General features: G+C 63.0%; 11 protein-coding genes. 7 read left to right on the top strand and 4 right to left on the bottom strand.

The annotated features are described in order from the left end of the window. Positions 1-51 precede the first annotated feature (51 nt). From AC07OP_RS16135 to AC07OP_RS16125, 3 genes are read left to right on the top strand one after another with little or no spacing between them, the layout of a single operon-like run. Positions 52-1,389 (top strand): alginate export family protein, encoded by a 1,338-nt coding sequence (locus tag AC07OP_RS16135; protein ID WP_495101908.1) that lies wholly within the window; start codon positions 52-54, stop codon positions 1,387-1,389. Positions 1,390-1,429: 40 nt separating this feature from the next. After that, positions 1,430-2,533, top strand: coding sequence for a polyamine ABC transporter substrate-binding protein (locus AC07OP_RS16130; protein ID WP_495101909.1), 1,104 nt, complete (start codon positions 1,430-1,432; stop codon positions 2,531-2,533). A gap of 42 nt (positions 2,534-2,575) precedes the next feature. After that, positions 2,576-3,055 (top strand): DUF3237 domain-containing protein, encoded by a 480-nt coding sequence (locus tag AC07OP_RS16125; RefSeq protein ID WP_495101910.1) that lies wholly within the window; start codon positions 2,576-2,578, stop codon positions 3,053-3,055. A 19-nt stretch (positions 3,056-3,074) separates the two neighbouring features. Here AC07OP_RS16125 and AC07OP_RS16120 read toward each other — a convergent pair whose 3' ends face one another. Then, positions 3,075-3,686, bottom strand: coding sequence for a TetR/AcrR family transcriptional regulator (locus tag AC07OP_RS16120; protein ID WP_027603454.1), 612 nt, complete (start codon positions 3,684-3,686; stop codon positions 3,075-3,077). A gap of 98 nt (positions 3,687-3,784) precedes the next feature. Beyond that, positions 3,785-5,542 (bottom strand): sigma 54-interacting transcriptional regulator, encoded by a 1,758-nt coding sequence (locus AC07OP_RS16115; protein WP_495101911.1) that lies wholly within the window; start codon positions 5,540-5,542, stop codon positions 3,785-3,787. Between the two features lie 270 nt (positions 5,543-5,812). Between AC07OP_RS16115 and AC07OP_RS16110 the strand changes: the two genes are divergently transcribed. The 3 genes from AC07OP_RS16110 (at position 5,813) to AC07OP_RS16100 (ending at position 9,142) form a co-directional block, all read left to right on the top strand. Continuing rightward, the gene (locus AC07OP_RS16110; protein WP_495101912.1) at positions 5,813-7,288 is read left to right on the top strand and encodes a benzaldehyde dehydrogenase; all 1,476 of its coding nucleotides are present in this window, start codon (positions 5,813-5,815) and stop codon (positions 7,286-7,288) included. A gap of 57 nt (positions 7,289-7,345) precedes the next feature. After that, positions 7,346-8,113 (top strand): coniferyl-alcohol dehydrogenase, encoded by a 768-nt coding sequence (locus tag AC07OP_RS16105; RefSeq protein WP_495101913.1) that lies wholly within the window; start codon positions 7,346-7,348, stop codon positions 8,111-8,113. A gap of 81 nt (positions 8,114-8,194) precedes the next feature. Next, a complete protein-coding gene (locus tag AC07OP_RS16100; RefSeq protein ID WP_495101914.1) occupies positions 8,195-9,142 on the top strand; it encodes a SphA family protein in 948 nt (315 codons plus the stop codon). Here the strand turns inward: AC07OP_RS16100 and mhpT are convergent. After that, the gene (gene mhpT / locus AC07OP_RS16095; RefSeq protein ID WP_495101915.1) at positions 9,120-10,328 is read right to left on the bottom strand and encodes a 3-(3-hydroxy-phenyl)propionate transporter MhpT; all 1,209 of its coding nucleotides are present in this window, start codon (positions 10,326-10,328) and stop codon (positions 9,120-9,122) included. The two genes, AC07OP_RS16100 and mhpT, sit on opposite strands and share 23 nt — an antisense overlap. A 308-nt stretch (positions 10,329-10,636) precedes the next feature. Here mhpT and AC07OP_RS16090 point away from each other — a divergent pair, with 308 nt between their 5' ends. After that, a complete protein-coding gene (locus tag AC07OP_RS16090) occupies positions 10,637-11,962 on the top strand; it encodes an OprD family porin (RefSeq protein ID WP_495101916.1) in 1,326 nt (441 codons plus the stop codon). A 5-nt stretch (positions 11,963-11,967) separates the two neighbouring features. Here AC07OP_RS16090 and AC07OP_RS16085 read toward each other — a convergent pair whose 3' ends face one another. Then, positions 11,968-12,456, bottom strand: coding sequence for a MarR family winged helix-turn-helix transcriptional regulator (locus tag AC07OP_RS16085; protein ID WP_065939631.1), 489 nt, complete (start codon positions 12,454-12,456; stop codon positions 11,968-11,970). Between the last annotated feature and the right edge of the window lie 87 nt (positions 12,457-12,543).

Raw genomic sequence — 12,543 nt, 5'->3', positions numbered from 1 at the left:
TGCGTCGCCATTGACTGCCCTGTAACAACAATAATTCCACAGGAGCTTCTTATGGTTTTCACCAAGCGTTTCTCTCGAGCGCTGTTAGCGCTCGGCTTACCCTTGACCACCCACGTCGCGCTGGCGGGCTACACCTTTGAGGACGGCGATCTCAAGGGGGAAGTCAACCTCACCGTGGGCGGGGCGACGCTGTTTACCCGTGGCGTCAACTTCGGCAGCGGCCAGGTCGATGCACGCAACGGTAAAAACGGCGGCGCCCGCATCAACTGGCAAGAGGTCTACGTAAAACCGGGGGTCAAGCTCGAGTATGCGCTGCAACCGGATTTCAGCCTGCTGGCCGGCGGCTCCCTGGTGGGGGCGAGTACCTTCGGCGATGGCGATGCGGGAGGCTTCACCCGCAGCTCCGACGGCAAGGCCGCAGCCGAAGAACTCTACGGCGGTTTTCGCGCCGGCGAGTGGAAGTTCACCGCCGGCCGCCAGAACTACATGATCGGTACGGGGTTCATCGTCATGGACGGTAACCTCGACCAGTACAAGGATGGCGCCTACTGGCTCGGCCCGCGAACCGCCTTCAAGGATTCAGCGATCCTGGCCTGGGATCATGGCGCGCTGAAGTCCCAGGTATTCACCCTGCGCACCGATGATGACCTGGGCGATTTCCGCATGACCGGCGTCAACCTCGACTACAACCTCGATGACCAGGTGACGCTCGGTGCCATGGCCATGAAGGTCAATGCCCTCGGCCCCAGGGGCAGCACGCTGCCGCGCCGCCGGGACGGGATGCAGGTGTACAACGTCAGGGCGCTCAACGCCAAGGTGCCCGGCGTCCAGGCGCTGACCCTGAATGCCGAGTACGCGCTGGAGCGCGGCAGCGGCGAGGGTGTCGACTACGATGCCAACGCCTGGTATGCCCAGGCCGACTATGCCTTCACTACCTTGCCGCTGACGCCGATCATTGGCTACCGCTACGCGAGCTTTTCCGGCGACGATAACCTCACCGACAACCGCCAGAAAGCCTGGGATTCACTGAGCAAAGGCTTTGTCGACTGGAGCACGTGGCTGGTCGGGGACGTGGTCGGCAACTACCTGCTGTTCAACAGCAACGAAAACGTCCAGCAGTTCTCCCTCAAGACCCACCTCAACGACACCCTGACCCTCGGCGCGATTCACTACCAGTTCTGGCTGGACGAGAAAAACTACATGGGCGCGCCTGTCAGCGATCGGCGCTTTGCTGACGAAAGTGTGGTTTTCCTCGACTGGACGCCCACGCCGTCGTTCTATACGTCGCTGTCCTACAACTGGGTCAAGCCGCTGGCCGCCGCCAAACAGGTATTCGGCGATGACCAGAGGTTCAGTGCGCTGGAACTGTATTTCACCTACCGCTATTAAGTGCTGCGAGCCATCGCGGCCGCGCTGGAGTGTTTTGATCATGAACAGATTTTTGCGTAACACCGTGCTGGGCACTGTCGCCTCGTTGCTCATCAGTGGTGTTTGCCTGGCTGAAGAACGCACCGTACGGATCTACAACTGGATCGAATACCTGCCACCCGAAGTGCTCAAGAGTTTCCAGGAAGAAACCGGCATTCGCCCGATTTACGATGTGTTCGACAGTGCCGAAACCATGGAGTCCAAGCTGCTGACGGGCAACTCCGGGTATGACGTGGTGTTCCCCGGCACCGCCAACCTGGGGCACTTGATCACGGCCGGAGCCGTGCAGCCGCTGGACCGCCAGCAGTTGCCGAACTGGCAGCACCTGGACCCGCAGTTCATGCAATCCCTGGAAGCCGTGGGTGACACCGGTAACCGCTACGCCGTGCCTTACCTATGGGGTACCACATTGATCGGCTACAACGTCGACAAGGTGCGCAAGGCCCTGGGCCCCGACGTGCAGATGAACAGCTGGGACATCATCTTCAAGGAAGAAAACCTCGCCAAGCTCGCCAGTTGTGGCGTGGGTTTCCTCGACGCCGGCAACGAGATCCTGCCGATTGCCCTGCACTACAAGGGCCTCGACCCCAATAGCCAGAAGCGTGAGGACTATGTGCAAGCCCAGGCCGTGATGATGAAGATTCGCCCTTACGTCACTTACTTCAACTCGTCGCGCTACGGCATGGACCTGGCCAACGGTGATATCTGTGTGGGCGTGGGCTGGTCCGGCGGTGTCGCATTGGCCACGCGACTGGCAGATGCCGCCGGCAAGGGGGTCAAGGTCGAGATGGCACTGCCCAGGGAAGGCGCGCCGATGTGGGCGGACGTGATGATGATCCCGGCCAAGGCACCCGATCTGGCGGAGGCCCATGCGTTCATCAATTACATCCTGCGCCCGGACGTGATTGCGCGCATCAGCAACAAGATCGGCTACCCCAACCCGAACAAGGACGCCACTGCGCTGGTAGACGCCAGTATCCGCAACGACCCCAACATGTATGTGCCGGAGGAAGCGCGCAAGACCCTGTTCGCCCTGGAACCGATTCCGGCCGCCGTGGAGCGCATCCGTACCCGCACCTGGACGGCCATCAAGAGCAACCGCTGATCAGTGTGGCCCGGTGCGTGCGCGCCGGGCTTGGAGCTTGCCATGACAGAACGGATTGACATTGCCCCCAACTTGCAGCGGGTGCTGACCCTGCGCGTCGCGATAGGGCCGGGTGTGACACTGGGCGACAGCGTTGAAGGCCTGCGCTGCAACTACCCGATTGTGGGCGGGGACTTCGATGGGGTCGGCATCAGCGGCCAGGTCCTGGCGGGCGGAGACGATTGTTTTGTTTTGCGCCCGGATGGCATCGGTCAACTGGATGCCCGCTACAGCCTGAGGACCGACGAAGGCGAGGTGATCAACATCCGTAACCGCGGCGTATTGACCATGACTGAGTACGGGCGCCAGCTGGAGCGCGACGGTCAATGGCCGATTCCTGAGACGGAGTACCGCTGCACCTGCACCCCGGTGTTTCAGGTGCCCAAGGGGCGGCTGGACTGGCTCACCCGTTCAAGTTTTATCGGCCTGGTGCATTACCCGGGCGCCCACCAGGTGGTGATTCGTTGCTATCGCTTTTACTGAGGCCCGGCCCTGGAAGCTGTCAGGCCTGCATGCCGTAAAACAGCAGCTCGGTGATGCGCCGTACCTGCGTCGAGTGCGCGTCGATATCCGGCTGTTCCTGGTTCACCAGCCTGAACAGTTGCAGGTGCGAATAGTCGTTCAACAGGAACGCGGCCAACTCCACATCGAGTTGCGGGCGCAGCTTGCCGGCCCGTTGCAGTTCCCGCAGCAGTTCGCTGATTTCCGCCCTGAGCGCATCGTTCATGGCGCGATAACCGGCCGGCAGTTCATTGCTGCCGCCGAACAGGATCAGCGGCAGCAGTTCACGCCACAGGCTGGGGTGCATGACTTCCAGGGCATAGCCGGTGAGCAGGCTTTCCAGGTGGCACAGCGCTTCGACCGGATCGTCCATTGTGTGGATCTCGCGGCGGGTGTCACTGATTGCGCGCTGATCGGCGTGATGCAGGATTTCCAGGATGATTTCCTGCTTGTTGCCGAAGTACTTGAACACCGTCGGCGGCGACACCCCGGCCTGGCTGGCGATCTGTTCGATGGTGGTGTTCTGGAAACCCTGGCGCTCAAACAGCTCGATCGCGGCCTGGCTGATAGCTTGCCGGCGTTCGGCTTTCTGACGTTCACGCAGTCCGCTCACAGGAGATCCTTGTCACGAGTAAAAAGAGGGGCGCTTATCGCCCCGGTATCCCTGCAAAATACTTAATTGGGTAAAGCTTTTAAAGCACTAATTGGCATTCAAGGGATTTGCCGCTGATGCTTCTTCAACCGGTAGGCAAATTGAGCGCGGCTGAGCCCCACAAGCCTGGCGGCGGCGGCCAGGTTGCCGGCGTTGCGTTGCAGGGCTTCGTTGAGCAGGCGCGATTCAAGGCCTTCGATGGAAAACCCCGGTTCCAGTTGGCCAAGGGTGTCGAACAATGCCAGGCACGGCGGCGGTGCGCTGTTGGACAGGCTGCCGTGGTCGTCCAGGCCATAGGGATCGGCGGGCATCGGCTCGTTGCGAAACAGGTGCACCAGGTCGATGGGTTGGCCTTCGTCACTGGCGATCAGGCCGCGTTCGATCAGGTTTTGCAGTTCGCGCACGTTGCCCGCGAAGTCATAGCGCAGCAACACCTTCAGGGCGCGCATGGTCAGGCCCGCCGGCGTTCGCGCGTATTCCTGGCAGAAGCGCGTGAGGAACGCATTGATCAACAGCGGGATGTCGTCCCGGCGTTCGCGCAGCGGGGGCAGGGCGATGGGGTAGACATTCAGGCGGTAAAACAGGTCTTCACGAAAGCTGCCGTCAGCCACGGCTTTACGCAGGTCGATATTGGTGGCGGCCACCACGCGCACATCCACCTTGATCCCGCGCACCCCGCCGACCCGTTCGATTTCCCGTTCCTGCAAGGCCCGCAGCAACTTGCTTTGCCCGGCCAGGCTGAGGCTGGTGATCTCATCCAGAAACAGCGTGCCGCCCTGGGCCCGTTCGAAACGTCCAGGCCGCGAGTGCGTCGCGCCGGTATAGGCGCCGCGTTCGACACCGAACAGTTCGGCCTCGATCAGGTTGTCCGGAATGGCGGCGCAATTGAGCGCCACGAACGGGCTGTCCTGGCGGCGGCTGAGCTGGTGCAACTGGCGCGCAAACATCTCCTTGCCGACCCCGGACTCGCCGCTGATCAACACCGTTGCCGGGGTCAGTGCGACACGTTGCAGGGCTTGTGTCGCGGCGTTGAAGGCCGCACTCGCACCCACCAGTGTTTGCGGCGGGTTGGCCCTGGCACTGTGGTTCACCGGGTGGTCGGGCGTGGGCGCGACCGTGGCGTTGGTGACGGCCTGGGACACATTCAGGTAGCGCAGGTCCTGCTCGACGTCACCCCATTGCTCCGCGGTCTTGCCGATCACCCGGCAACAGCGGTGGCCCATGCCCCGGCATTCCACCTCGCGGAAAATCACCATTTGCCCGAACAGGCCACTGACAAAACCGATCGCATAGCCGGTTTCAGTCCAGCACACCGGGTCCTGGCCGATGCCGTAGGCACCCACGTGTTCATCGGCCTCGCAGGAGTGGTGCCAGAGGAACTCGCCTTCATAGAACCCCGAGTCGGCATCGAACTTGAAGTGCAGCGGTTCAACCTTGGTCATGCCTTCCAGGGTGTGCAGGTGGGTCCCGGCGCGAAACACGGCGGCGGCATCGGCCTGTGGCCAGCGCTCGCGGATCAACCGCGCGTCCCGCGCGCCGGAGACATAACCGGTGCGGGTGAACAGGCCACGCGCCTGCTCCAGCCCCAGGCGTTCGATGACCTCCGCGCGCAGGGCACCGAACGACGAACCGTGCAGCAACACCATGCGTTGATCGTTGAGCCAGATACGCCCGTCTTCGGGCGAGAAGAACAGGCAATCGGTCAGTTCCGCCGGGGTGGGCGAACTGCTCTCACTGAGTTGACGGCTGTCGCCGCGCGGATGGTAGGGCGCGCTGGCCACCCGGTCGTCGGGCAGCGCGCTGGGGGGATTAGTCATTGTTATGCCCCTGCAAAGCGAGTGATCGATATGAGTAACTGCTCAGATAGTTATTAAACATAACCTTATCAATTGAACAAGTGGCGGTGCCGCGGTTTTTGCAGCCGATGGGGCGGTGAGGCGTGGGCGCCGCGTGGCAGGCCTCGTCCCAGAGCCCTCGGTCCTTTATGTCTGCGTCGTTGGGTGCAAGCGGCACAGCCTTTGCTCAAGGCTTGATGCGGCGTTTGCACCCTGTGCAGGCGATGACAATTACAAGAACCGGGAGTTGCCATGTCAGTACCTGAAACCACCCACTTGCTAGAGCGGGCCATTGCGTCCGAATGCCTGTTCAACGGCGATTGGATACCTGCCTCGGGGTCCGTGATCGCGGTGATCGAACCCGCCACCGGCGAACCCCTGATGCGCTGTGCCATGGCCAACCCGGCCGACATCGCCGTGGCCTGCCGCAGCGCGGCGTTGGCCCAGCCGGCCTGGGCAGCACTCGGCCCACGGGAGCGCGCCGAGGTGTTTCGCAAGGCGGCGGACCTGGCCCAGCAGTCCTTTGCCGAACTGGCGCTGTACGTCGCGCGGGAAACCGGCGGCGCGTTGTTCAAGGGCGAGCACGAAGTGCGCGAAGCGATTGTGCTGCTGCATCAGGCGGCGGGGCTGTTGTCCCAACCTCACGGGCTGGTGCTGCCCAGTGCGGCCGGTCGCCTGTCCTATGCCCGGCGTCAGCCCCATGGCGTGGTCGGGGTGATTTCACCGTTCAATTTTCCGCTGGTGCTGTCGCTGCGCTCGGTGGCCCCGGCCCTGGCGGCGGGCAATGCGGTGGTGCTCAAGCCCGACCCGCAGACCCCGGTCAGCGGTGGTTTTCTGATCGCCCGGCTGTTCGAGGAGGCGGGCTTGCCCAAGGGCCTGCTGCAGGTATTGCCCGGTGCCGCGCCGGCGGGTGAGGCGCTGTGCCGCGATCCGAATGTGCAGATGATTGCGTTCACCGGGTCGACGGCGGCGGGGCGCAAAGTCGCCGAAGTGGCCGGACGACACCTGAAAAAAGTCGCGCTGGAACTGGGCGGCAAAAACCCGCTGATCATTCTCGAAGACGCCGACCTCGACCTGGCCGCGAGCAATGCCGCCTGGGGCGCCTGGCTGCACCAAGGGCAAATCTGCATGGCCACCGGCTTGATTCTCGCCCATGAATCCATCGCCGAACGCCTCACGCGCAAGTTGGTGGACAAGGCCCGGGCGTTGACGGTGGGCAATGCCGCCCGCGGTGAAGCCGCGCTCGGCCCGTTGATCAACCAACGGCAATTGCAGCGCGTGCACGAGATCGTCAGCGACAGCCTGCAAGCGGGCGCGCGGTTGGAGGCAGGTGGCGAATACGACCAATTGTTCTACCAGCCCACCGTGCTCAGCGGTGTGCGGCCTGGGATGCGCGCGTTTGAGGATGAAATCTTCGGCCCCGTGGCCACGGTGGTCAGTTTTGCCACGGACGAAGAGGCCATCGAACTGGCCAACCGCACCGAGTACGGCCTCTCGGCCGCGATCATCTCGCCTTCGGTGGGGCGTGCCATGGCCATCGGCGAGCGGCTTGACTGCGGCCTGCTGCACATCAATGACCAGACCGTCGCCGACGAATGCATCAACCCCTTTGGTGGGCGCGGCGCTTCCGGTAATGGCGGCAGCGTAGGCGGGCCGGCCGACTGGGACGAGTACAGCCAGTGGCAGTGGGTCACGGTGAAAAACACCCCGCCTGCCTATCCGTTCTGAATCCCGGCGCATCGATTTGATTTACCCATGCCTATACAAAAATAAGAGGGCTTGAACATGAACCTGCACAACAAAACCTTGATCGTCACCGGTGTCGCTTCGGGCATTGGTGCGGAGCTGGCACGGCTCGCGCGCTTCCAGGGTGCCACGGTGATCGGCGTTGATCGCCATGCACCGCAACTGACCCTGGATGGCTTCTTCCAGGCTGACCTGGGCGATCCGGCCAGCATCGATGCCCTGGTGGCACGCCTGCCGGCGCGGGTCGACGGACTGTGCAACATCGCCGGCGTGCCCGGTACCGCGCCCGTGCAGGCGGTAGCCACGGTCAACTACCTGGGGTTGCGGCACCTGACTCAAGCACTGCTGCCACGTATGGCGGCGGGCGGCAGCATCGTCAATGTCGCCTCGGTGCTCGGTGCGCAATGGCCGCAACGCCTGGAGCTGCACAAGGCCCTGGCTGCCACCCAAGGCTTCGAGGCCGGGCAGCAATGGCTGGCGGCCAATCCGGTGGAGCAGGCCAGCTGTTATCAGTACTTCAAGGAGGCGCTGATCGTGTGGAGCTTCCGGCAATCCCAGGCCTGGTTTCGTGATCACTCGGTGCGTATCAACTGCGTTGCCCCGGGGCCGGTGTTTACCCCGATTCTCGACGATTTTGTCAGCATGCTTGGGCCGGAGCGGGTGGCGGCGGACAGCCAGCGCATGACCCGTCCGGCCCTGGCCGATGAGGTGGCGGCGGTGATCGCCTTCCTTTGCTCCGACGCCGCGCGCTGGGTCAACGGGGTCAATCTGCCGGTGGACGGTGGGTTGGCGGCGACCTACGTGTAGGGGTTGCTACAGCGGTAAACCCCGGTGCGGATCCACCGTGCCGGGGGTCTTGAACAACAACAAAAATACAGGACATACAAGATGCTCAAGCCTATCTTGCGGGCGGCTGCGGCCGGGACCTTTATCGCACTGTCATCGACTGCACATGCTTACGACTTGCCCGGCCTTAACCTGGGCAGTACCAGTTTCTACGACGGCTCACCGGCACCCGCCGGCCCGGGCTGGTACCTGGAGGAATACCTGACGTATTCCCGGGCCAGCCGTTTCAATGATGCCAACGGCAACAAGCTGGCGTTGCCCAAGCAGGAGGTGGAAGTGGTGGCGCCTACCACGCAGATCATCTACCTCGGCCAACCCCTGGCCAATGGCGCGATGCCCGGATTCACCCTGATCAACACCTCCCTGGCCCATGTGGATGTCGACGACGGGTTGAACAATGCGGCCCTGAGTTCTCGCGCCGGTTTTGGTGATGTGATTGTGGGGCCCTTCCTGCAACTGCCGACCCTGAGCCGCGCCGATGGCAGCCCGCTGTTGACCCAACGTATCGAAGCCGATATCTCGGTGCCGGTGGGCGCCTATGACCGCAAGCGCTCGATCAACCCAGGCAGCAACTTCTGGTCATTCAACCCGTATTACGCGGCGACGTACTGGTTCAGCCCGACGTGGTCGGCGAGCGGGCGGTTCATGTACCTGTGGAATGGCAAGAACGATGATCCGCAGGCAGGTTTTGGAGATGTTTCCGATACCCAGGCCGGGCAGGCGTTGCATGCCAACCTGACCCTGCAATATGCCGTGAGCCAGCAACTGAGCGTGGGGGTTAACGGCTACTGGTTGAAGCAGATCACCGACACCCAGGTCGATGGGCACGCCGTGAGCGGGCGTCGGGAGAAGGTCTGGGCCATTGGCCCAGGCCTGGTCTACGGGTTCAGCAAGGAAGACGTGCTATCGGTAAATGCCTACTTCGAGCAGCAGGCGGAGAACCGCACGCAGGGCAACAAACTGGTGCTCAATTGGCTGCATAAGTTCTAGTGGGCGCCGTACGCACCATCACGCTGATGATGGTCAGTGCGGCAATCACCACCCCGGGGGAGGTCGCCAGCAGTACCCCGGCGGTGCCGGCGCCCGCGGCGAGCAGTTGCCCGGCCGCCAGCGGCCCGGCCACCGAACCCAGGCGGCCGACGGCCACCGCGGCACCGACACCGGTGGCGCGCACCGAGGTCGGGTAGGAGGGCGGTGCCGATGCGTACAGCACCAACTGCGCGGCCATCACGAACAGGCCGGCGGCAAAACCGGCGATGGCCATGGGCACGATGCCCATCGACAACCCGACCCCGGCCAACGCCGCCAGCAACCCGGCATACACACCCAGCACCACTTTGACGGCATTGCAGCGGTCCAGCAGCACGCCGCCGAGCAGCGAGCCGAGGGCGCCGCCGATATTGAAGAGCATCTGCACCATGCCCGCCTGGGGCTTGCTGAAGCCTTGTTCCAGCAACAGCGACGGCAGCCAGTTAAGCAGCATGTACATCACGGTCAGGGTGAAGAAGTAGCTGAGCCACAACGCCAACGTGGTGCGGGCGCGACCTTCGCCGAACAGCGCCTGGCCGGTGGAGGGGCGAGCGCCAGGCGTAGTGTCGCGCTGTTGGCGAAAGGCGCTGGACTCCGGCAGCAGCAGGATCATCAACGGTACGGCGAGCAACGGCGCCAGGCCACCGATGATAAAGGTGGTCTGCCAGTGCTCACTGGAAAACATCGCCACCACCGCGGCCAATGCGCCACCCAGCGGCACCCCGCAGTACATCACGCTGATGGCCGTGCCCCGGTTGCGTTCGCTCACCGCTTCGGCGCACAGCGCGATCAGGTTGGGCAGTGCGGCGCCCAGGCCCAGGCCGGTGAGAAAGCGCACCAGCAACAGGCTGGCGTAGCTGTCGACAAACGCGGTGCTCAGGGAAAACAGCCCGAACAGCAGCACGGCACCCACCAGGATTTTCTTGCGCCCGATGCGGTCGGCGACCCAGCCGCCGAAGAACGCCCCCGGCAGCAGGCCGATGATGCCGACGCTGAACACCCAGCCGAGCATCTTCGGATCCAGGGCGAACGTTTGACGTAACCCGGCGGCGGCAGTGCCGGCGGCCTGCAGATCGAACCCTTCGATCAGCGCAACGATAAAGCACAACGCAATAGTCAGCGTCGAACGACGCGATGGACTGTCCATGGGCAAACCTCATTGTTGTTTTTGTTGTGGTGACGAGCGCGAGTGGCTGCTGATGATTAAGATAACAAAGATAACTAAAAAATGAATCGTGGATTAATCCGCCCATAAAACATAAATAAATCCATGTAATTCATTGGCTTGCGATGTTGATTCATATGCAACTAAAAAATAGATAGCTTTATTAATGTTCGATTATCGCTCAGTTGCGGTTGACGGGCACCGCCGGCTGTTTCCATTCTTGGCTCGCGAAGCCGACCGGGCCGAGCGTGTGCCACCCCAAAAACAACAACAAAAAATGGACATCGAACATGCCAGAACTCCCTATGGAGCAAGCCGTTGCAGCGGCGCCCGTCGCCTGTGTGTCGAACAATACCCCACGCCTGCTCATGGCATGCCTGGCCTTGAGCGTGTTGCCCACTTCGCTATGGGCCGCAGGCTTTATCGACGACAGCCACGGCACCTTGACCTTGCGCAATTACTACCTGGACCGCGACTACAAGGACGACGGAGCGAAGACCGCCGCGCGGGAATGGGCCCAGGCGTTCATCCTCAACCTGGAATCGGGCTACACCCCGGGCCCGGTGGGCTTCGGCCTGGATGTGCGCGGGTTGATGGGGGTCAAGCTCGACTCGTCGCCGGACCGCAGCGGCACCGAGTTGCTGCCGGTGTCGGCCAGCGACAAGCGCGCCGCCGATGAGTACTCGCGCCTGGCCCCGACTGCCAAGCTGCGGTTTGCGCAAACCACGGTGAAGGCCGGCGATGTGTCGATCTTCCTGCCGTTCGCCTTTGCCAGCCCGTCGCGCCTGTTGCCTCAAACCTTTCGCGGCACCACCTTGAGCTCCAAGGACATCGATGGCCTGACCTTCAACACCGGCTACATCGACCGCATCAACAAGCGCGACTCCACCGACTACCAGGCCATGACCATCGCCTCGCCCAACCGGCGGTTCAACGCCACCGCCACCACGTCGCACCTGGCGTATGTGGGCGGTGACTATCAGCTCAACAAAGACCTCAGCCTGCGCGTCTATCACTCCCAGGTCGCGGACCTCTACCAGCAGGACACCCTGGCACTGCTGCACAACCTGCCGTTGGGCGATGGCGTGCTCACCAGCGACCTGCGCAGCTTTTTCAGCCGCGAGGACGGCAGTGCCAAGGCGGGCAAGGTGGATAACCGCAACCTCTCGGCGCTGTTCGGCTACCGCCTCGGCGGCCATCGCGTCAGCCTTGGCTACATGCACTCAAGCGGGGAGACGGCCACACCCTATATCTCCGGCACCGAGTTGATGGGCATGAGCGAGCTGACCATGAGCTCGGACTTTCTTAACGCCAAGGAGCGCACCTGGCAAGCCATCTATGACTACGACTTCGCCGCAGCGGGTGTGCCGGGGCTCAAGAGTCGGCTGCGCTATGTGCGCGGCGACAACATCGAACTGGCCGCTTTCAATGCCAAGGACCGCAAGGAGCGCGAGTTCCAGATGGAGTTGGGGTATGTGATCCAGGACGGCCCGCTGAAGAACGTCGGGTTCATGGCGCGCAAGTCGATCTACCGCAATGACTTCCCGAGCGGCGCGGCGTTTCGCGATGAAAACCAGACCCGTTTCCTGGTGCTCTACACCGTGGCGCTCTGGTAAGCCGCTCAGTCCTGGTAGACCTTCTTCAGCAGGCGCAGCAGCTCTTCGCGTTCCTGGGCGTCAAGGGCGGCCGTGGCGTCCAGGTCACTCTGGGCGGCGATCGCCTTGAGCTCCTTGAGCAGGGTTTCGCCGCTCTTGCTGAGGAAGATCCCGTAGGAGCGCTTGTCCGGCTTGCAGCGCACCCGCACGGCGAGGGCGCGGCTTTCCAGCTTGTTCAGCAACGGCACTACCTGGGGCGGCTCGATGGCCAGTGCGCGGGCCAGGTCGGCCTGCATCAGCCCGGGGTTCTGCTCGATGATTGCCAGGGCCGAGAACTGTGCGGGGCGCAGGTCGTGGTCCGACAGCCGGCCGATCAGGTTCTGGAACAGCTTGAGCTGGGCGCGGCGCATGGCGTAGCCGATCAGATCGTCCAGGGCTGAATCCAGCGGCGGCCGTACCTCGTCGTTGTCGGGCAGGGCCTGGCTGGCGGCGGCGATGGTGGAAGGCTTGGCCATTGGCAGTGCAATCCTCAGAAGGTGGAGGTTAAGAAGGCTATCTAGTTTGCCGGGGTTGGCGCGCCATGGCTATGCCGGCTTTTCACA

It is taken from the genome of Pseudomonas sp. GW821-FHT09D08 (genome assembly GCF_059416305.1).
Note: the sequence above shows the minus strand (reverse complement) of the source record. Positions and strands in the feature narration are given on the sequence as shown.

What these genes read in the sequence shown, in the direction of transcription:
- AC07OP_RS16090 (WP_495101916.1), top strand. Translation starts at nt 10,637, where the DNA reads ATGCCAGAACTCCCTATGGAGCAAGCCGTTGCAGCGGCGCCCGTCGCC.
- AC07OP_RS16115 (WP_495101911.1), bottom strand. Translation starts at nt 5,542, where the DNA reads ATGACTAATCCCCCCAGCGCGCTGCCCGACGACCGGGTGGCCAGCGCG.
- AC07OP_RS16125 (WP_495101910.1), top strand. Translation starts at nt 2,576, where the DNA reads ATGACAGAACGGATTGACATTGCCCCCAACTTGCAGCGGGTGCTGACC.
- AC07OP_RS16135 (WP_495101908.1), top strand. Translation starts at nt 52, where the DNA reads ATGGTTTTCACCAAGCGTTTCTCTCGAGCGCTGTTAGCGCTCGGCTTA.
- AC07OP_RS16105 (WP_495101913.1), top strand. Translation starts at nt 7,346, where the DNA reads ATGAACCTGCACAACAAAACCTTGATCGTCACCGGTGTCGCTTCGGGC.
- AC07OP_RS16110 (WP_495101912.1), top strand. Translation starts at nt 5,813, where the DNA reads ATGTCAGTACCTGAAACCACCCACTTGCTAGAGCGGGCCATTGCGTCC.
- AC07OP_RS16085 (WP_065939631.1), bottom strand. Translation starts at nt 12,456, where the DNA reads ATGGCCAAGCCTTCCACCATCGCCGCCGCCAGCCAGGCCCTGCCCGAC.
- AC07OP_RS16130 (WP_495101909.1), top strand. Translation starts at nt 1,430, where the DNA reads ATGAACAGATTTTTGCGTAACACCGTGCTGGGCACTGTCGCCTCGTTG.
- AC07OP_RS16100 (WP_495101914.1), top strand. Translation starts at nt 8,195, where the DNA reads ATGCTCAAGCCTATCTTGCGGGCGGCTGCGGCCGGGACCTTTATCGCA.
- mhpT (WP_495101915.1), bottom strand. Translation starts at nt 10,328, where the DNA reads ATGGACAGTCCATCGCGTCGTTCGACGCTGACTATTGCGTTGTGCTTT.